Origin of the sequence: Collinsella aerofaciens, from assembly GCF_015555045.1 — a bacterium.
GTDB lineage: Bacteria > Actinomycetota > Coriobacteriia > Coriobacteriales > Coriobacteriaceae > Collinsella > Collinsella aerofaciens_W.
The window spans coordinates 32,796-53,556 of record NZ_JADNJQ010000013.1; the positions used below are offsets into that span (position 1 = coordinate 32,796).

Consider the following 20,761-nt stretch of genomic DNA (forward strand, 5'->3'; position numbering starts at 1 on the left):
CGGTATAGCTTATCGGTCAAGCGTTCCGTCAAGTATTCGGTCAGCATCTGGTTTGCAGCCCGATGCCCATTTCGCCCGTGCTGGCGGCGATCACTGGCCCTCCCCGTAAGCTCAAATTGAGGTTCATCAGTTTGAGGAGGATGCCATGGCCGATCATGTTTTGGACCGGGGACGTCTGACCGAGGCCGTCGGTAACGATATTGCCGACATGGCCCAGTTTTGGATGCTGCGCAAGTTTCAGTTTTTGGAGTCGGCGCGCACGCAGTTCGAAGTGATAGTCGATCCATGGCTCAGCTATTGCGAGGAGCCTTCACAAAGCGAAATCATGGCCTATAACATGGCATTTACCGATTGGCTGCTGTTCGAGCGTCCCTATTACCATGGCAAGACGCTGCTTGAGCTGTATGTGGACGAGCCGCCGGCATCGCTTTCGCCTGCTTCGCTCAGGCGGCTCGAACAGGTGCGCGACACGCAGTATTTCTCGCGCTTTGGCATTTTGGACAAGGATCCTGCGACTGGTATGGTCGCGCTGCGTGACACACGCACCGACCGTCGTTTTGATATCTACGACCCACATATCGTGAAAAAAGAGCACTGGCGCGAAGGTGCGATTGCGGTGCGTATCGCGTGCGTCGACGATGTCTGGCTGACGGCGGGGCAGCTCTACCTCTACGACATTGCACGCCTGAGCGATACGGCGGTCGACGGGCCTGGCGCGGTGCATCCCGAGGACCTAGAGGACGGTTTCGACACCTCGTGTATCAGCTTCTTTCTGAGGCTGGTTCGCGACATCATGGGTGCCCAGGGGCGGTATGTGAAGTCGCTCAACATCTACGAACAGGAATGGGAGTAGGGGTGGGCTGTCGCAGCGCCGCCGCCTGTCTATTTGTCTCGATCTGTAACGTCTAGGGACAAAAAACCGGTCTACCTGTTACAGATCGAGATGTTTGGAACCTGGCAGGGGGGAATGTCTCAATCTGTAACATCTACAGGCCACAATTCGACCTAACTGTTACAGATCGAGACAAAGAGGTGCAATGCTGCACGAACGTCTCGATCTGTAACGTTTGGCGGCTGCTTGTGCCCGTAACTGTTACAGGTCGAGACATTTGTCGACGGCGGCAACAGCGGCGATGGTCCATTTCTCCGATGTGATGGTGATAGAAGTGTCTAATACCGTTTTTAAACACAAGCATGCAACACGTAACACCTTGGCGCGGAATAGGATGCTTGCCAGGCTTACGGAGGCGGCTGAACAAGACGTGCTGCTTGTGACGCACGACAATGCCGAGCTCATGTGGCTGCGGCGCCATGTGGGCACAGACGATATTGCGGAGCCCGAATCGCACCTTTTTTGTTTTCAGTATGAATGGGATGCATTGACACCGCCGGAGCGGGCGCGGTGGACCATCAAGGGACTTGCGGAGTTTCATCCCGATTGGGCGTTTTGGGGGTATGACGCCGCGCTGATATGGGGTCTGGAGGTGCCGAATGATCTGCTCGGGCCGCGTTACTTGGTCAAAACGGGTTGTTCGGTGGCGTTGAGTACGGGGTGTAGGCTTCTACGTCCGCAGGCGGCGGGTGCGCTTGAGCGCGTCGATGGCGTGCGGGTGACGCCGTTTTGGCGCACGGTGGAGGATTGTCTGCTGCGTGCGCCGTTTTCGTATGGTCTGGCGATCGCCGATTCTGCATTGCGGGCGAAGGGCATGTCGCGCGACGACCTCTGCGAACGGCTCCAGGCCGATTGCGAGGGCAGGCGAGGGTATCGCAGAGCTCAGGTGATTGCGTCGCATGCGGACGGCCTGTCCGAAAACGGTGGCGAGTCTCGGTTCCGAGCGTTCTTTATTGCATACGGTTTTCCGGTGCCAGAGCTGCAGGTGGAGTTTCGCGACCCGCTTGATCTGAGCCAAGTGTTTCGGGTCGATTATTTCTGGAGGCTCGAGGACGGGACATGTGTCATCGGCGAGCTCGACGGAAAGGGGAAGTATGCCTTGCAGAACGGCGAGGGTCGGGAGTCGGTCGACCCGTTCGTGGCAGAGCGTCAGCGGGAATCTCATCTGACAATGCTCGGGCACAAGGTGCTTCGGTTCACGTTTGATGAACTCAAGAACCCGGGGAAGCTGGCTGAAAAGATGAGGCTAGCGGGTATTTCGCAGCGGACCGATTTGGCTGAGGAATGGAAGCGTCAGTGGTATGGGCGTTGAGGGGTGCAACTGACACGGATATGGTTGTTCCTGCCGGGTTTGTTTCGATCTGTAACAACAAGGGGCCGTTTGGCCTCGTAACTGTTACAGATCAAGACAAAAGGTTGGCTACCGCTAAAAGATCTCAATCTGTAACGTCTAGAGGCCGAAAACCTGTCTACTTGTTACAGATTTAGACGTTTGACGATGGGGCCGGAGAATATCTCGATCTGTAACATCTGACGGTCAAAATTCGACCCAACTGTTACAGATTGAGGCAAAGGTTGGACGCGATGTCGAAAAATCTCGATCTGTAACATTTGGAAGGTTAAAGACGGTCCATCTGTTACAGATCAAGACGTTTTGCTGGAACGACCGAAGCATCGCTGCACTGGTCTGTTTATCCTCACGCCCTTCTCTTCCTCCCGTTAGCCGATATGTCCGCAGCAACGCTGCCGTGCTGGGCGATAATGGACAAATGTTCAAGTTAATTGTGAAGGAGGAGCTCGATATGGCGTCTGCCGATCGTTCCACGTTGTTTATCAATGCGACCGTCTTGGATGGTTCGGAACATATGGAGCCGCAGCCCGACATGGCCGTGGCCGTTGAGCGCGGTCTCATCACGTGGATGGGGCTGAGTGCTGTGGCGCAGGCGCCTGCAGGTGCCGAGGTCATCGACCTGGCAGGGGCGTATCTCATGCCAGGCCTCATCAATATGCATGTGCATCTGTGCGGTTCGGGCAAGCCGGTTTCGGCGGGCGATGCGGGCGCGCTGATGAAGAAGCTCGATAATCCCGTGGGGCGCGCCATCGTGCGCCACATTCTTAAGGGCAGCGCCCAACAGCAGCTGGCAAGCGGCGTGACCACGGTGCGCGGCGCGGGCGACCCGCTGTTTGCCGATCTTGCCGTGCGCGATGCTATCGATGCTGGCAAGTACCAAGGTCCTCGCCTGGTGGCGCCGGGAACGGGCGTCACGGTGCCGGGCGGCCATGGTGCGGGCTTGTTCGCCCAGGTGGCCAACAGTCCCGCCGAAGCGGCCGAGCAGGTGCGCGACCTGTATGCGCGCGGTGCCGACGTCATTAAGCTGTTCGTAACGGGTGGCGTGTTCGACGCGACCGAGGTGGGCGAGCCGGGCGTGCTGCGTATGCCGGTGGAGGTTGCCGCGGCGGCGTGCAAGGCGGCGCACGATATGGGCCTTCCGGTTATGGCTCACGTCGAGAGTACCGAGGGCGTGAAGGCCGCGCTAGAGGCCGGTGTTGACACGATTGAGCATGGCGCTCCGTTGACGCCCGAGATCCTGGAACTGTACCGTGGCGCCGCGGGCACGCAGCTCGAGGGACGTGCGCCCAGCGTGACCTGCACCATCAGCCCGGCGCTGCCGTTTGTGTTGCTCGACCCGGAAAAGACCCATTCGACCGACACGCAAAAGAAGAACGGCGACATCGTGTGCTCGGGCATCATCGAGAGCGCTCGTGCGGCGCTAGAAGCCGGTATCAAGGTAGGCCTGGGCACGGATTCGAGCTGCCCGTTCGTGACCCAGTACGACATGTGGCGCGAGGTGGCCTATTTTGCCAAGTATGTCGGCGTGAGCAACGCCTTCGCGCTGCATACGGCTACGCAGGTCAATGCCGAGCTGCTGGGGCTGGGCGGCGAGACCGGCACAATCGAGTGCGGTAAGGCCGCCGATATCCTGGTGACGCGCGAGAACCCGCTCGATGATCTGTGTGCGCTGCGTGAGCCAATGCACGTGATGTGCCGCGGCAACTTGGCGCGCAAGCTGAACGTGAAGCGTATCCCCGAGGTTGATAACGAGCTTGACGCGATTATGGCCATGCCTGCTGAGGCGCTGGCCGAGGAGCTTGCCCGCGACGGCGTGGCATAGGTGTGGCAAGGGGACGGTCCCTTTGCCATAATCAAAAAAGCCGAGGTCTCAGCGCGAGGCCTCGGCTTTTTCTGTCCCATGGTATGGCGGCTACGAGCGCGTCTCCATCTTGGCGTGGCACTTGGGGCAGGTGACGCGGATCTTGCCTTTGCCCTTGGGGACGGAGAGCATCTGGCCGCAGTTGGGGCACTTGAGATATGCCGTGGTCTTGCGACCCTTCCACATCTTCTTGGCCGTGCGCTTGGCACGCTCAAAGTCTTCCTTGCTCGTTCCGGCCGCGCGTGAGGTGCTGGCCGCTGCGGCCCCGCCGCCCAAGCTGGCGACGAACTTGCCCAAGCCGGGAACATTGGCAGTTGCGGCGACAAAGGTCTCGTTCTCCTTGCGACGTGCATCGATGTTTTTGGACAGGCCGCGCAGCACGCCAATTACGATGACGGCGATGGCGATCCAGCTGAGCCACTGGATGCGGGCTATCGATCCGATCATCGCGATGATGATGCCGGCAAAACCCATTACGATGGTGAGCTCGTCAGCGCCATTGCGACCCTTCATAAAGTCATTCATGCAAATTGCCTTTCGTTCGATATGCTGCACGCCTTTATACCCGATTTAGAGCAAGGGGGACAGGTTAATCTACACCAATGCGGTGCAAACATACCTGTCCCCGGAACACCAAGACGGTGTAAAGAAGTCTGTCCCCAATGCCCCAATTACTTGGAGAGCTTGTCGACAACGTGTTCGATCTCGGCGAGCTTGGCGGCCTTTAGGTCTTCGTCGCCCGATTCGATTGCCGAAGTCACGCAGCCCTCGATATGCGCCTTGAGCACGTCGGCGTTAATGCGCGCGAGGAGTGCCTGCGTGGCCATGAGCTGCGTGGAAATATCGACGCAATATCGGTCCTCATCGACCATCCGCAAGATGCCGTCGATCTGGCCGCGCGCCGTCTTGAGCATGCGGGTCACAGATTTGTGGTCTGCCATCATGGCGGGTCCTCGTTTCTGGTCAGTCTTCCAAATACCCCGCCCTCAGTTGCGGTGGAATAGTTCCTGTTTGGGGGTGCGGACGATTTCTTGGACCGCGCCTAGGCGTATCCAAGCTTCCTGCGGTACTCCATCGGGCTGAGCCACCCGAGGGACTTCTTGATCCGCTCCTCACGATAGTATACGAGGTAGGCCTCGAGCCTGCCCATGAACTCCCCGGCCGTCACGCCCTCCCAGCCCCTGTAGTGGAAGAACTCGTTCTTGAGGCGGCCGAAGAAGCCCTCGCAGGCCGAGTTGTCCGGGCTGCAGCCCTTCGCGGACATGCTCCTGGCCAGCCCGTTCTCCTCGCAGATCCCGATCCACTCCGGCCAGCGGTAGTGGCCGCCGCGGTCCGAGTGGATCGTCGTGCGGGCGCCCGCCGGCCTGGCCGCGCAGGCCTTGAGCAGACTCGAGTTCGCGAGGCGCTTGTCGGGGTGCAGCCCGATCGACCAGGCGACGGGCATCCCGTCGAAGCAGTCGACTATCGGGCTCAGGTAGACCTTCTCGCCGCCCGGGAGCCTGAACTCGGTGATGTCGGTGAGCCACAGCCGGTTGGGCTCGTCGGCGCGGAAATTCCTGTTCACGAGGTTCTCCGGCGCCTTGGAGACCTCGCCGGCGTAGGAGCTGTAGCCCCGGGCGCGCCTCTTGTTGTAGACGACCTCGAGGCCCTCCTCGCGCATCACGCGGGCCACGCGCTTCTCGCTGGCGCGGACCCCCTCGCGGCGCAGGCGCGCCCAGACGGTGCGGTACCCCCAGCGCCCCGAGCCCTCGCGGAAGATGCGCACCACGCGGTCGCGTATGTCGGCGTCGCGGTCGCGCGGTGCGGCGACGCGGGGCCTCCAGTACTCATAGGAGCTCTTCGATATCCTCAAGAAACCTGTGATCGAGCGGAGGGGCAGGGCGGTCGCCCGCCTCAATCTCTCGCCGAGCTCGCACTTGCTCCTGTTCGAGATCGAAGCCGGGTCCCACCCTTCCGCTTTTAGGTCGGCCAACACCGCCCTGAGCAGCAGGTTCTCTATCTGGTCCTCGTTGAGCCCGGCGAGCGGGCCGGTCGCGGGCGGGGCGTAGATCGACTTGTCGGGGCCCAAGCTGGCCTCCTTCCGGCGCGGTTTCCTCGCACCGATTCTACAGCGCGCCCCGGTGTAGCTGTGCGGGAGGTGCCCCGTCGCCCACTTCTTGGCCGCGCCCACCGAGACCCCCGCGAACTTCGCGGCGGCGGTCGGCCCCATGCCGTCCTCCGTCGCCAGGAGGAAGAGCTCGACCTTCTCCCTGCTGTACATGCGAACCTCCAGTCCGGACCGCTTCACGGTCCAACTTTCTGTCCGCACCCCCTTTTAGCGCCTCAAGCCTTCAAACAGGAACTATTTCACCGCTACTTCTGAAGGGTTGGTTGAGTGGCGGTTGCTGAGCGGCTATGTCAGCCGGCAGTGGTGCCTGTTGGTGCGGCAGCTGCTACGCGGCGGCCACGGACAGGGCGTGGAACTTCTCGCCCGCGGCCTCGACGGCGGCGGCGAGCTGCTCGGCGGTCACGGTGTCGGCGCACTCCACCTGGACGGTCTGGGTCTCGTGATCGGCGTCGGCGTCGGTCACGCCGGCAACGTTGAGCAGCGCAGTCTCGACGGTGGCATCGCAGTGGCCGCACATGAGGCCGGAAGTCTTGATTGTGTATCGCATAGGTATTCCTCTCTGTTGCGTCGGCTTTCCCAGGCACCCGACCTTGACCTTCAAGCCGTCGCTCGCGTATCAAAGTACGCGTCGCTCCTCTTTCAGGTCAATCTCGGGCATCTGGAAAACCCGTTCTAAATGGACTTAATGGTGAGCCTATTTTGCCACTTTAGGCTTAAAGGTTCGCAGGCGCAGCGCATTGCTTACGACGCACACGCTCGACAGACTCATGGCCGCGGCGCCAAACATCGGCGAGAGTTGCCAGCCGGTGAGGGGGAAGAACACGCCCGCGGCGAGCGGAATGCCGATGCCGTTGTAGAACAGCGCCCAGAACAGGTCCTGCTTGATGTTGCGGATCGTGGCGCGCGACAGCTCGATGGCGCGGGCGACGTCCATGAGGTCGCTGCGCATGAGCACCACATCTGCCCCCTCCTTGGCGATGTCGGCGCCGGTGCCGATGGCCAGACCCACGTCGGCGCGCGCCAGAGCGGGGGAGTCGTTGATGCCGTCGCCCACCATGGCGACCTTGCCGCCCGCATCCTGCAGTTCGCGCACGTGGCGCTCCTTGTCGGCGGGAAGGACGTCGGCGATGACCTGCTCGCTGCTCAGTCCCACGCGGCGGGCGATCGCTTCGGCGGTGACGCGGTTGTCGCCGGTGAGCATGCGTACGTCGACGCCGAGCTTGCGGAGCGCGGCGATGGCCTCGGCGCTCGTTTCCTTGACCTCGTCAGCCACGGCAATGGTGCCGGCAAGCTCGCCGTTCTTGGCAAAGAACAGCGGCGTCTTGCCCTCGGCGGCAAATTGCTCGGCAAGACCCGCGGGCACGGTAACGCCCAGCTCGTCCATCAGGCGCATGTTGCCGGCTGCAATGACGTTTTGCCCCTCGCGCGCCGTAACGCCTCGCCCGGGCGCGGCGGCAAAGTCCTCGACCATGCGCGCGACAATTCCGCGCGTCTCGCATTCGGCCATAATCGCCTCGGCCAGCGGGTGCTCGCTCGAGCGCTCCAGCGCGGCGGCCAGCTTGAGCAGCGCCTTTTCGCTCATGGCGGGCGAGCCGTCGGCGCGCGCGGCAACCACAATGTCGGTCACGGCAGGCTTGCCGCGGGTGACTGTGCCCGTCTTATCGAGCACCACGGTGCCCACGCTGCGCAGGTTCTCCAGCGCCTCGGCGCTCTTAAACAGAATGCCCATTTCGGCGCCCTTGCCGGTGCCCACCATAATGGCGACGGGCGTGGCCAGGCCGAGTGCGCACGGACAGCTGATCACCAACACCGCCACGGCGGAGGTGAGCGCCTCGTTTATGCTGCCGGTCAGTGCCATCCACACCGCAAAGGTCACGGCCGAAATCACGAACACCACGGGCACGAACACACCGGCGACCTTATCGGCCATGCGGGCAATGGGCGCCTTGGTGGCGTTGGCGTCCTCGACGAGCTGGATAATCTTGGCAAGCGATGTTTCGTCGCCCACGCGTGTGGCACGGAAGATAAACGAGCCGGTGCGGTTGACGGTGGCGGCGTTGACGGTGTCGCCGGCGGTCTTTTCCACGGGGATGGACTCGCCGGTGAGCGCGCTCTCGTCCACGGCCGAGCTGCCCTCGAGCACCACGCCATCGACGGGGATGGACTCGCCGGGGCGCACGCGCAGGACCTGGCCGGGAAGGATGCTGTCGACGTCGACGGTGGTCTCGCTGCCGTCCTCTGCCACGACGGTCGCAGTCTTGGGCGCCAGGTCGATGAGCGCCTCGATGGCGCTGCCGGTTTTGGACTTGCTGCGCGTCTCGAGGTATTTGCCCACGGTGACGAGCGACAGGATGGTGCCGGCGCTCTCAAAATACAGATTGTCCATGCCCGTCATCATTGCCTCGTGCACCTGACCTGTGGCCAGCTGGTCGGCCATGATGAACATGGCGTAGAGCGACCAGGCGATGGAGGCGGTGGCGCCCACGGCGATGAGGGCGTCCATGGTGGGCGCGCCGTGCGCGAGCGATTTAAACCCATTGATAAAGTACGCGTCGTTGACATAGACGATGGGGATGAGCAGGACGAGCTCGGTGAGGGCGAGCGTCATGCTGTGGGTATGGTCGGTGAAAATGCCGGGCAGCGGCCAACCAAGCATGTGTCCCATGCCTATGTAGAACAGTGGGACGAGGAAAACGATCGAGATGATGAGGCGGGCGCGCATGGCAGAGGCGGCGGCCTTCAATTTTTTGGTGGGCGACTCCATGTGGGCGGCGCCGGACCTGGCTTGCGTGCTGCCGTTTGAGCCGGCGGCACCGGTGCTCGCATCGACGGGTGAGGCCGAGTAACCCGCACGGTCGACGGCGGTGCAGATATCGTCGGGGGAGACCTGCGCGGGGTCGTAGTCCACCAGCATGGAGCCGGCGAGCAGATTGACCGCGACGCTTTGGACGCCGTCGAGCTTGCTCACGGCACGGTCCACGTGCGCCTGGCAAGCGGCGCACGTCATGCCGCCCACGTCAAACTTATCTTGGGCCATGGCTTCTCCTTTCTGTGGTTCGGTGTTGGAATTGTTAACCTGCCGATACTATACACCCATACCCCCTGGGGGTGTCTAGTGGAGATTGAAATGTATGACATTTCGCTATGGATGAGGGTGGCTGCTCAATCGGTGGCCGTCCCAACCAATCATCTTAATCTGTAACATCTAGCAGGGAAATATGACCTCTAACTGTTACAGATCAAGACATAGAAATCGGCCGAAAGCTAACGTCTCGATCTGTAACAACTAGACCCCGTTTTACCGAGTAGATGTTACAGATCAAGACAAACCATTCGAGGGTAACCCGAACGTCTCGATCTGTAACAGTAAGATCGATGTTTGGGTCTTAGTTGTTACAGATCGAGACAATCTCGAAGCAGATGCCCAGGGCATACAACGTAAAACGCCGGGGCGCCCGCGTGATGGGCGCCCCGGCGCATGCAGGGCAGGGTTTGCGAAGCGGTGGAAGGGAGGAGAAGCCGTCCTCCCGAAATCCTTACTCCTGACGACGCTTCTTGTCAGTCAGAAAGACGCCGGCGGCTACGAGCACGACACCTCCGATGATAAACGTCTCACCGGCGAGCGCAGCATTGTCGCCTGTGGTGGGAAGCGCCGAGTTGGCGGCCGTCTTGGCGTTGCCGGCAGATGGCTTTCCAGTAACCGGCTTAGCGGCAGCCTGCGTGACCTTGGCCTGCTCGGCCTTCGCGGCCTCTTGCTCCTGGCGGGCGATCTCGTCCTTCAGGGCTTGCTCGGCGGCTACGCGTTTTGCCTTCGCCTCGTTGTAGGCATTGAGCGCTGCGGTGTAGGCGGGCGTCGCAGCATCAAGGTCTGCCTGAGCGGCATCAAGTGCGGCCTTTGCGTTATGTTCTGCCTGCTTGGCGGCGACGCACTTGGCAAAGAGGGCATTGAGCGTATCGTTCGCGTTTGCGTCAGAGCCAGTAGCAATGCCGTTTTCGACGTTGATGGACTTGAGCTTTCCGAGGGTAGCGACAGCGGCATCCGATGCGGCCTGAGAATTCTCGACCGCCTGCTCGGCGTTCGCGATGGCATCATTTGCCGCACCAAGGGCGACTCCGGCCTCGGTAACTGCTGCGTCGGCGTCCTGCTTGGCCGCCTCGGCGGTGGCAAGATTATCGGCTGCATTGCTCAGGGCGTCGGCACGGGCCTTCTTTGAAGCAAAGTCGTTTTTCGCCGTGGTCAGATTGCTCGCGGCGTGCACCGCGTTCGCCGCCTTGGCCTCGGCGTTGTCCTTCGCGGTGTCGAGGGCCTGCTTCTTGGCGGTCTCGTCGAGCTTCGCCTTTTTGAGAGCGCTCCGGGCAGACGTCTGGGCTGCCGTGGCTTCATCAAGCGCCTGATGGGCCTCGTCGGCTTTCTCCTGAGCCGCAGCAACATCGGCTGAATACTTGGCAAGTTCCTTCTTTGCATCTTGCAGAGTCTGCTGTTTTACGAGAGTCTCTGCCTTGGCGTCATCAACCTTCTTCTGACTCTGAGCGGCTTGCTCTTTCGATGCCTTAAGCTCGGCGCGCTTCTGGTTGACGACCTGCTCTGCGGTCGCCACGTTGCTTTGGGCGGCTTTGACCTGGTCTTCGGCTTCGGCAACTTTTCCGTTTGCCTTGGCGAGATTCTGCTTTGCTAGGGCAACAGCGGCGGCGGCACTTGCTACGCTGTCGTTCTTGGCGGCAAGGTCGCTATTCGCGGCAACAATGCCTTCTTGCTTTTGAGCGACGAGGGTTTCAGCTGCCTTTACGGCATCGGCTTGCGATGTCGCTGTGCTGCGCTTTTGCTCAAGGTCCGTCTTTGCGGCGGCGAGCTTTTCGCTGGCTTTGGAGAGGCTCAGCTGATACTGATCAAAGAGATTCTCGAGTTCATCGATCGAGTATTCTTTCTCGCACGAACCGTAATTGTTGTCGATCTCCAAGACGAACACATACGGCCAAAGGGTTCCGCGCGAGTTGATGCCGTATCCCATGGTTTTGGCGTTAGGTTGTACGATATTCAAATAATGGCCGACGGTGCCAAAGTCTGCCCCGCGCTTTTCGAATTCGGTTTTGTGGCTCCGGAAAGTATCCCAAGCATCTTTGGGGGCAACGTTGCCAAGGCCGGCTTTCGCTGCAGCCTCGTCAAATATCTCCTTTTCAGCATCGACCCATTGGTGCGCGATGTTTTCTTTAGTACTGAAGTTCCAAGCGGCATTTTCACAATTGGCGTAATCTGAGTGGCCTAGCGTTTTGTCAGAGTAATTGGAGTCGGATTGAGCGATTGCCATTTGCTCGGCCGTCACCCTAAGCTCACTCAATCCAACGCTTGCACGGTATTCGTTAATCTCGCGCAGCTTGTTAAACGATAGCTTGGCGTTGTCGAGTGACGTGCCGTCTTTTTTATCGCCAATGGTCGTCGGGTTTTTATCGCTCTGCCTATAGATGATGTTTGCAGCGTCGTTGGCACCGATGAACTGGTAGAAGCCGATGACGCTCTGCGCCTCCGCTGTCGTTGCCTTATCGGTTGCTGCCTTGCACGTATCGTATGCTTTCTGTGCATCGACAACGGCTTGATCGGCGGCCGCCTGGTTTGCCTTGGCAGTTTCGAGCGCCTTGTCTGCCTGCTCCTTCTCGGCTTTTGCCTGGTCGACTTGTTTCTGAGCGACCTTTGCCTTCTCCAGTTCGGCAGCATGTGCCTGCTTTGCCGAGGTCAACTCCGATTGCGCCGCATCGGCTTTCGTCTGGGCTGCCGTTACACCATTTTCGGCTGCTGCGACTGTCTGCTTCTTGGCTTCGAGCTCGCTTTCGGCGCCGGTGAGGGCGTCCTGCTTGGATTCAACGTCGCTATTTGCCTGAGAAAGGCCTGCTTCGGCAGTCGCTTGCTGCTTTTTCGCCTGGTCGAGTGCGCTTTGGGCAGCATCGACCTTTGCCTGGGCGGCGTCATACTCCGGGCCCTCGGCGCCTGCCTTTGCGGCCGCCAAATCGGCTTGTGCGCTGTCGTATGCCGCCTGTGCCTCAGCCGCCTTGCCATCTGCGACGGTCTTTGCCTGCTGGGCGGAAGCCAGCGTGCCTGCCGCCTCGTCGTAAGCGCTCTGCGCGGCGCTCTGAGCCTGCTGGGCATCGGTGAGCGCGGAATCGGCAGTGGCCTTCGCAGCCTTTGCTTGGTCCAGAGCGGCCTGCGCATCTGCGGCTGCCTGCTCGGCGACCTTGATTTCCTCCGGCGTTGCGTTGGCGGCTGCCTTCTGTGCTGCCTCGAGCTTGGCCTGCGCGTCGGCTGCCGCTTGCTTTGCGGCATCAAGGACCTTCGACTTGTCCTCGGCGTCGGTCTTGGCTGCATCGAGCTTTCCTCGGGCATCCTTCAGCGTGGCACTGGCGCTGTCGGCCGCCTTGACGCTTTCATCGAGCTGGCGAGCATATTCGGCGCGCGCGGCGGCCTCTGCCTGCGAATTATCGGAGACAGAGACGTCATAGGTGCTTTGTGCGTTGTCGCGTGCCGCCTGTTTTTCGGTATAGGGGGCAGCCACCGTGTCGTAGTCGGATTTGGCGTCTGCCTCGGCAGCCTTTGCGGCGTCGATCGCAGCCTGCAAGTCGGCAATCTTCTGGGCGTCTGCCTTTACTGCGGAGCCTGCCGCCTCGCCGGCGTGGACAGCAAGCGGGGACATGATCGCGTCCTGTGCCGTGGTATCACTCACATCGTTGGCAAATGCCGAGAACGGCGCGAGCAGCGACGAGCCGGTCATAGCGATGGTGGTTGCCGCGGTGACGGCGAGTCGTGTTGCCTTGTGGCCCGAGAATGTGGGGCGAGGCTCGGCGCCGCCTGAGACTTCCAAGTGTTTAGGTGCGTACTTTGCCATTTCTTCTCCCAATCGTTGAAGGGGTACCTATGACAATTCGTATGTTACGACTGCCGAAAGGGCTTCTGTTGCGCAACATTGGCAAGGAAATATCGACACACTTGATTTATATATTATGAGGCGAAGTTCTCGGCAAGCTAATGTCTCGTTCTGTAACATCTAGCAGCAAATATGACCTCTAACTGTTACTGATCGAGACAGACCGTTCGCGGTCAACTCAAATGTCTTGATCTGTAACATCTAGAGAGGTTTTTAACCCCTTACTGTTACAGATTGAGATGTTGTCTCGCGGGGCTGGGGTTTGTCTCGATCTGTAACATCTAGACCGGTTTTTGGGTTCTAACTGTTACAGATCAAGACAATTGCCGGGGTGGGGTCCCGTCACGGCAAGACGCCCACTGCTTAGATGCAGAATCCAGGAATCACGCAGGTTCGCTTGTTTGGCTTTTCCGCAGGCGTTGCGTACGTAAAGACGTCGCCGTCGCGTCCCACGCGGTTCATATAGAGTATGCCTTCGCTCTCCGATGTGTCGGGACTCGCCGTTCGTTCCCACCAACAGGTGTCCTTGCCCTTCCACTGGCGAACCAACGTCTCGTTCGTGGTATACGGACTTACCTTGAGCTCGCGGAAGAGCTGATACTCCTTGCCCTCGCCGTTATAGATGTCGGCCAGGTAGTGAAAGTCCTCGACAAATGACTCGGGCGGTTGCACTCCGCACAGCTCGACCATGGCGGGCAGCCAAAGGGTTGCGGGCAACTCGCTCAGACACGATACGCTTCTGGCGGCGCCAACGTTATTCGAGATCTTTTTGACAGATTTAATGAGTGCGCGCAGCTCATTGGGCAGCAGCTTAAGGCCGTCGCCGTCGAGCCATTCCCGCAGCTCGCAATCTGCCCAGCCGGCGCTCAACGGTTGGGCCGCGGCATCGCGCTCGGCAATGCCGGCATCGAACATAAACGTCAGTCCGGCCTTGCCCGTACCGTCTAGAAGCTCGTCGTGACGGATGCCCACAAGCTGCGCGCCGATGTGCAGCCCGTTGGTGAGCCTCACGCGCTTGGTACACGGATAGGGGATATGCCCGTTGTCATCGAGCAGATGGTAGCGCTTGGCAATCTCGCGTGCCTCGCTACGGGTCTCGGCGGCCTTAATCTTGAGCGAAATCTCCTGCAGCTGATCCCAGGTGTAGTCGTCAAGTGAACCGCGGATGCCGTCCAGGTAGTCGGGGATGCCAAAGCCATGGGTTGCCGCCCCGATAACGCCGAGCCCCGCAACGGCCGCGACAACGCCACCGATAATAAAGCGGCGGCGGGTCATGGCGTCGTGCCGGGCCTGCTCCAGGATTTCTCGCGCGCGCTCGCCGGCGACGTCGACCTTAAGGTGCGTGCCAGAATCGATGTCAATCGCGGCCTCGTCTCCTGCGCCTTCGCGGCCCTCGGATTCGGCATCGGTGAGGTATGCCGAGAGCACCTCGAGCATCTGCTGCTCGGTGGGACGATCGCACTGCTCGACTGAGATGCCTTTCATGATGATCTGGACGAGTGCCTCGTCGTCATTGCATCGCGGCTCGAGCGGTGCCGGCTTGGTCTTGGTCTTTATGAGGTAGAACGAGCCGGTTGCCGCGGCACCCGTCGACTCAACATCGAACGGTTTGCGACCGCTGTAGAGCTGGTACAGAATGCTCGAAAGCGCGTAGACGTCGATTGCGGGCGAGCGGCGAAGGGCCGCGATGCCTTCGATATCCTGCGTGAGCATCTCGGGCGCGGCGTATGCGGGCGTGGCAAAGCGCCAGATGTCGGCGCGCCGGGTGATCGTGTCATCGCCGAGGGCCATGGTCGCGGAGCCCATGTCGATGAGGCAGGGGTCAAAGGAGCAATCGACGATCTGCTGCTCGAGCGTTCGACTGGTGGTACGGAACATAATGTTGGCGGGCGACAGGTCGCGATGGACGACCGGATTTACGAGTCCCTGGGTCATCAGGAGTGCGCGAAGCACGGCGTTTCCAACGGCGGCCACCATCTGGGTGGTTAGCCCGCCCGAGACATCGTGCGGAAGCAAGGGCAGCGCCTGCTTGAGCGAGGTGCCCTCGACCCACTCCATGAGGATGAGAGGGTCATCCTCGCACGATCCGTAGCCATAGACGCGCGGAAATCCGCGCAGGTGCGAGACGGTACATAGATGACGGTACTCCTCGAACAGCGCGGCGGTGCTGGCCAGGTGCGCTGCCGATTGCTCGGCGGAGCGGTCGGGGGCTTGGCCGGAAAGGATAGCGTTGTCCTTGAGTAGCTTGACGGCAAAGACCTCGCCGCTCGTGTTGGTCCCGCGCAGCACGTGCCCGATGTTGCCGTTGTTGCGGTGGGCCGTCTGGAGAATAAGCGTCATAAACCGACGCTTGGCCTCGTCCTCGGCGCTGGGGTCGACCGCCACGGCGGTGTCGAACGTGTCAAGACGGATGAGTTTGTCGCCATAGGCGCTATCGGTAGTATCCATGGCGTTCCTTTGTCTGGCATGGGTTGCCGCACGTATACGTGAGCAGTGCGGATATCGGTAAAGAACCATGATAGCCGCACTGCCCACGTATGCCGCTGAGTATTGTCGTTTACGACGCAGAAGGTAGAAGACGAAAGACGGACGGCGACCGTCTTCCGATCGCCGTCCGTGCTAGTCCACAATGACAAGGAATGTCGTGTAGAGACCCAGATGGAGCCTGTCGCTGTTTTCGATTTCCACCGGGGGATAGACTTTGCCGGGCTCTCGTTGGTCGCGGGGCGGCTCGATTACGATATCGCCGTCGCCTGCGCCCGATTCGAGCACCGTGCCGTTGGTCGATCCAAGGCCCTGGGCGTACCAGTGCTCACCCTCAAGCCAAATGCGAAGATGTTCGCGCGATGCGTCGGCGCCCACATCGGTGATGCTGGGCGAGGTTTTGGGCAAAGAACCAATCACGGTGCCGCGCGGATCGCGTGTGAGGGGATGGATCTGCATGTCGACGCAGTTGTCGGCATGTGTCCTGAGCAGACCGAGGTTGGGGGCGACGGCGCGCGGCTGCTCCAGGCTGCCCATAAAGTCACGTCCGACGGTAGTTTCGGTGGTGCCAAAGTGCCCGCCCGTCTTGCTGTCGCAAAAGCGCTCGACGGTGGCCACGCCTTGAACGGGATCGGCGAGCGCCCCCGTTGCCACAAAGAGCATCAAGAAGAGCGTGCTTTTTTCGCGCACGGCATTGCCGTCAAAGTTGTCGATGCGATTGAGGGCATTTGCATATAGGCGGCTGTCCAGCTTGTAGCTGGCGAGAGCCGACATCATTTCGTTGGCGGCCGGACCGCGATAGTGCTCGGCGATTGCCCGATAGGCGGACTCGCCGCCGCCGAGCTTGCTGCAGATTGCCGAGGAAAGGTTGAGCGTGGTGACGGTAAAGTCGCTGTAGATGGCGGGCGCGCACTGGTCAGGCTTGCGATGGACGATGTAACGGGTGAGATACGAGCGGTTGGAAGAGCATTTCTCGAGCAGGGTACTGCCGAGATAAGAGTTTCCGTTGATAAGCATTCGGGCGATCTCGAGATGTTTAAGACCGCCGAACGAGCGAATATCGTTATAGAGGACCGAGCAAGGCGTCTCTGCTGCCACGGATACCTCCTTTGGTTGCTTCCTAGCCAATATGGCGATAGGAATTAATGGCCCCCGGTGGGCGACGTATTAAATGGCTGCGCAATATATAGCGTAACCAAAGCAACATTATAGGCCGCATGTTCGAAATTGCAGGAAGACCGAGAGATTTTAGTTGGACTGAACGGAAATCCCCCTCTGTCTTGTTCTATAACATTTGGACCCGGTTTTGCCCTGCATCTGTTACAGATTGACACAATCGGCCAGGCCCACCTCGTCCGCCTCGTCATCTGTGGTTTACGTGGGGGCATACGGAGTACGGGTATACTAACCGGCGGCGAATCTGCTCCATCGCTTAGAGCTGCTGCGTCTGGACGGCGCGTGATAGGGCTGCCAAAGCGATCGCCAGCGTGCTGAGCAACGTCCTCTCTGTGCGCACCTGTTTTTGTATGTATTAGCGCACTACCAAGCACGCCCGCGCGGCCGCATACCGCGCTCATGACGCGTGCAGATAAGGAACAACAACATATGCGTAATTCTGTATCCGACGTCACCGACGCCGAGATTCTGGACGAGGCCCGCGAGGCCATGACCCAGGCTGCCTTCGATGCCGCCGATGAGGCAAATGCTGCCCAGGCCGTCGAGTCCGCTACCGAGAGCCTGCCCGCCTTTAACGAGCTGGGGCTTTCGGACGAGATGCTTCGTGCTATTGAGAACCTGGGCTACACGGCGCCCACGCCCGTTCAGGCCGGCTCCATCCCCGTGGTGCTCGAGGGTCGCGACCTGCTTGCCGCCGCTCAGACCGGCACCGGCAAGACGGCCGCCTTCTTGCTGCCGACCATGAACAATCTGGAGCACATCGCTCCGCCCAAGCCCGTGCGTGAGCGCGGCGGCCGCAACCGTCGTCGCGGCGCCAAGAAGCCCGAGGGCAACGGCCGTGGCCCCGTGATGCTCGTCATCACCCCCACGCGCGAGCTCGCCCAGCAGATCGACGAGGTTGCGAGCAAGATCGCCGACGTCACCGGCCATGTCGCCGTGACCGTCGTGGGTGGCGTGAGCTACAAGCCGCAGACCGCGGCACTCAAGTACGGCTGCGACATCCTGGTCGCTACGCCGGGCCGTCTGGTCGACCTGATCGAGCAGGGCGCCTGCCACCTGAACGAGGTCAAGGTCCTGGTGCTCGACGAGGCCGACCGCATGCTCGACATGGGCTTTTTGCCCGCCGTCCGCCGCATTGTGCGCGAGACGCCGGCCGAGCGCCAGACGCTGCTGTTCTCGGCGACGCTCGACGAGGAGGCCGTGGGCGAGATCACCGACCTGGTGAGCGATCCGGCTCGCGTGGAGATCGCGCCCGCCACGTCGACCGCCGACACCGTCGATCAGTTTGTGTTCCCGGTGTCCATCGAGGCCAAGAATAACCTGTTGCCCGAGTTCCTCAAGAAGGAGGGCCCGGAGCGCACCATCGTCTTTATGCGCACCAAGCATCGCGCCGACAGCTGCTGCCGTCGTCTGGAGCGTAAGGGCATCAAGGCCGCCGCGATTCACGGCAACCGTAGCCAGGCCCAGCGCGAGCGTGCGCTTTCTGCCTTCCGCGACGGCACCGTCGACGTGTTGGTGGCAACCGACGTGCTCGCCCGCGGCATCGACATTAGCGACGTGCGCTACGTCGTGAACTTTGACGTGCCGGCCGAGCCGACCGACTATATCCACCGCATTGGCCGTACGGGCCGCGCCGGCGAGCTGGGCTGGGCCATTACGTTTGTGACCGAGCAGGACGTCGACGAGTTCTACGAGATCGAGAAGCTCATGGACAAGACCGCCGACATCTACGAGGCCGGCGACCTGCATGTGGGTCCCAACCCGCCCGCGGTTGACCCCGAGCGCGACCCTGCGGCCTTTAAGGTGAAGAAGAAGACCAAGCGCGGCAAGTCCAAGAGCAAGAAGAAGCTTGAGCAGGCACGCCGCGACGGCAAGCGCAACGGCGACGATTACGGTGATGTGGCCGGTCGTTCCAACCGCGGTCGCGATGAGCGCCGTGGCGACGGCGAGCGTCCGAGCCGCCCCAAGCGCGGCGGCAAGACCCGCGTGCGCGAGGGCGTTCAGGCTCGCGTGGACGAGGCCGTGGAGAGCGTGGCTCGCGAGGTGGCTGCCGAGGAGCGCGCCGGTGCTGGTGCCGTCGAGCAGGCCCCGCGCGGCAACCGTGCCGAGCGCCGTGCCAAGCAGTTCCAGGGCGAGGCACATCGCCGCCGTCGCGAGGATGAGGATCGCGGCGGTCGTCGTCGTGTTGAGCGCGAGGACGAGGGCCGCGGCTCGCGCGGTGGCAAGCGCGGTGCGGGCGACCGCCGTCGTTCCGGTCGTGATGACGAGCGCAGTGGCCGTGATGAGCGTCGCGGCGGCGAGCGTCGCGAGGGTGCTCGCGGCAATGGCGGCCGCGGCGGCGCTGGTCGTTCTAACGAGTCGCGTGATCGTCGTGACCCGCGTGCCAGCCGCGATCGTCGCGATGACTGGCGCAACTACGACGATACCCGCGAAGAGCGTCGCGGCGGCTATCGTGGTGGTCGTGGCGGCAACCAGGCCGGCTCCCGTGGCGGCCGTGCCGGCGGTCGCGATAACCGTGGCAGCTACGGCAACAGCCGTGGCGGCAAGCGCGGTGGCAGCTCCCGTCGCCCCGGCGACGGCGGCGGCAAGCGCAAGTAAGATGCGCATCGCGCGCTAGCGTGAGACAAGCTAAGGGCCCGAGCAAACAACGCTCGGGCTCTTTTGTTTGCCGTGTCCATCGCTAATTCAAACGTGATGTTCTCGGGAATGCATCTGGGGGATGCCGAGGACCTATTTTCTGCCATGCAGCAATGGGTCCCATGGGGTGCGCCGTGCATTTTTTGGAGTATTCTGCAGTTCGAGTTGTCTGCATATGATTCGACGTCGCCAACGGTGGCCTTCGGATATCCCTAGCGAGCGTTCCGAGTCAGATTTCGCCGTTTTCCGGAGCAGGGGCGCGTCATTCTCGCCATGTCGGGACTTAGAATGATACGGCGCCCTACAGTTTTGCCCACCCGCGGCGGTGCTGACGCGGTCACGTTGCAGAATACTCCGTTTTTTGCACGTGCCGGGATGGGGTACCTCAGGAGAACGCGGCGGTATCCAGTAAGTATATGCAATCTGTACCGTAATTTATACAAAACGAAGGGGCAGACAGCGTAGGGTGGGTGCATTGGGGTGCTTGGTGCACCAAAACGGGGATCCCATGCGCCGTATACTCTGGCTGGATGTGAAAGCGGCTTGACGCGTTGCCAGGCGTAGGGGAGGGTGCCTCGATGAGCGTATTCGAAATTGTGTTTAGTCCGACGGGTGGAACGCGGAAGGTGTCTGGCCTTGTGGCCGGGGCACTGGGCAAGAATACCGTTACCGTCGATCTGGCCGATAGCGGGCTAGATTTCAGCGCTGTCTCGATGACTGAGGACGACGTGGCCGTAATCTCTGTGCCGGCGTATGCCGGTAGAATCCCGGCTGTGGTGGCTGACCGGTTGGGCATGGTGCGCGGCAACGGGGCTCGGGCTGTTTTGGTTTGTGTATACGGAAACCGCGCGTTTGAGGACACGCTCGTAGAGCTGGAGGACGTTGCGAAGCATGCGGGATTCCGGGTGATCGCGGCAGTTGCAGCCATTGCAGAACATTCCATTGCGCGACAGTTTGCTGCCGGTCGTCCGGATGCGCAGGATGCGGCGCAGCTTGCTGAGTTTGCTCAGCAAATTCAGCAAAAGCTGTTGGCTGAGGATGCGTCCGAGCCCTCTATCCCCGGCAATCGTCCTTATAAACAAGCTGGAGGTCACCGCATGGCACCCGAGGCAACAGAGGATTGCGTTTCCTGCGGTGCATGCGCCGCGGCGTGCCCCGTTTGTGCTATCGAAAAGGGTGACCCCAAACGAGCAGCTGGCGAGGCGTGCATCTCCTGCATGCGCTGCATTGCCGTATGTCCGCGAGGTGCTCGTAAGGTTGATCCCAACAAGCTATCCGCTGTTTCCCAGATGCTGAGCAAGGTTTGCGTCGTGCGGAAGGAATGCGAGCTCTTTATCTAGCG

Annotated in this window: 13 protein-coding genes; 5 read left to right on the forward strand and 8 right to left on the reverse strand. The window is 61.0% G+C overall.

All coding sequences use genetic code 11. The annotated features are described in order from the left end of the window. Window positions 1-145: 145 nt before the first annotated feature. The 3 genes from I2E45_RS05885 (at window position 146) to I2E45_RS05895 (ending at window position 4,065) form a co-directional block, all read left to right on the forward strand. The gene (locus tag I2E45_RS05885) at window positions 146-853 is read left to right on the forward strand and encodes a hypothetical protein (RefSeq protein WP_195444944.1); all 708 of its coding nucleotides are present in this window, start codon (window positions 146-148) and stop codon (window positions 851-853) included. A gap of 256 nt (window positions 854-1,109) precedes the next feature. Next, a complete protein-coding gene (locus I2E45_RS05890; RefSeq protein WP_229058853.1) occupies window positions 1,110-2,204 on the forward strand; it encodes a hypothetical protein in 1,095 nt (364 codons plus the stop codon). Window positions 2,205-2,694: 490 nt separating this feature from the next. Next, a complete protein-coding gene (locus tag I2E45_RS05895) occupies window positions 2,695-4,065 on the forward strand; it encodes an amidohydrolase family protein (RefSeq protein ID WP_229058854.1) in 1,371 nt (456 codons plus the stop codon). A gap of 90 nt (window positions 4,066-4,155) precedes the next feature. Here the strand turns inward: I2E45_RS05895 and I2E45_RS05900 are convergent, their stop codons facing one another. The 8 genes from I2E45_RS05900 to I2E45_RS10550 form a co-directional block, all read right to left on the reverse strand. Then, window positions 4,156-4,629 carry a hypothetical protein gene (locus I2E45_RS05900; protein ID WP_195444953.1) on the reverse strand — a complete coding sequence of 158 codons (474 nt, stop codon included), beginning with the start codon at window positions 4,627-4,629 and terminating at the stop codon, window positions 4,156-4,158. A gap of 146 nt (window positions 4,630-4,775) precedes the next feature. Further along, window positions 4,776-5,045: a metal-sensing transcriptional repressor gene (locus I2E45_RS05905; RefSeq protein WP_229058855.1), complete on the reverse strand. Its 270-nt coding sequence runs from the start codon at window positions 5,043-5,045 to the stop codon at window positions 4,776-4,778. 101 nt (window positions 5,046-5,146) lie between these two features. Then, window positions 5,147-6,364 (reverse strand): IS3 family transposase, encoded by a 1,218-nt coding sequence (locus I2E45_RS05910; protein ID WP_195444958.1) that lies wholly within the window; start codon window positions 6,362-6,364, stop codon window positions 5,147-5,149. Between the two features lie 172 nt (window positions 6,365-6,536). Continuing rightward, complete coding sequence (locus I2E45_RS05915; protein WP_195444961.1) at window positions 6,537-6,758, reverse strand: heavy-metal-associated domain-containing protein; 222 nt, start codon at window positions 6,756-6,758, stop codon at window positions 6,537-6,539. A 147-nt stretch (window positions 6,759-6,905) separates the two neighbouring features. Beyond that, window positions 6,906-9,248 carry a heavy metal translocating P-type ATPase gene (locus tag I2E45_RS05920; RefSeq protein WP_195444964.1) on the reverse strand — a complete coding sequence of 781 codons (2,343 nt, stop codon included), beginning with the start codon at window positions 9,246-9,248 and terminating at the stop codon, window positions 6,906-6,908. Window positions 9,249-9,747: 499 nt separating this feature from the next. Next, the gene (locus I2E45_RS05925; RefSeq protein ID WP_195444967.1) at window positions 9,748-13,083 is read right to left on the reverse strand and encodes a CAP domain-containing protein; all 3,336 of its coding nucleotides are present in this window, start codon (window positions 13,081-13,083) and stop codon (window positions 9,748-9,750) included. A 402-nt stretch (window positions 13,084-13,485) separates the two neighbouring features. After that, window positions 13,486-15,570 (reverse strand): protein kinase domain-containing protein, encoded by a 2,085-nt coding sequence (locus I2E45_RS05930; RefSeq protein WP_195444969.1) that lies wholly within the window; start codon window positions 15,568-15,570, stop codon window positions 13,486-13,488. 171 nt (window positions 15,571-15,741) lie between these two features. After that, window positions 15,742-16,704 (reverse strand): FHA domain-containing protein, encoded by a 963-nt coding sequence (locus I2E45_RS10550; protein ID WP_195444970.1) that lies wholly within the window; start codon window positions 16,702-16,704, stop codon window positions 15,742-15,744. Between the two features lie 507 nt (window positions 16,705-17,211). Here I2E45_RS10550 and I2E45_RS05940 point away from each other — a divergent pair. Both I2E45_RS05940 and I2E45_RS05945 read left to right on the forward strand, forming a co-directional pair. Beyond that, window positions 17,212-19,380, forward strand: coding sequence for a DEAD/DEAH box helicase (locus I2E45_RS05940; protein ID WP_195444971.1), 2,169 nt, complete (start codon window positions 17,212-17,214; stop codon window positions 19,378-19,380). Between the two features lie 677 nt (window positions 19,381-20,057). Next, window positions 20,058-20,759, forward strand: coding sequence for a 4Fe-4S dicluster domain-containing protein (locus tag I2E45_RS05945; RefSeq protein WP_324249329.1), 702 nt, complete (start codon window positions 20,058-20,060; stop codon window positions 20,757-20,759). Window positions 20,760-20,761 lie beyond the last annotated feature (2 nt).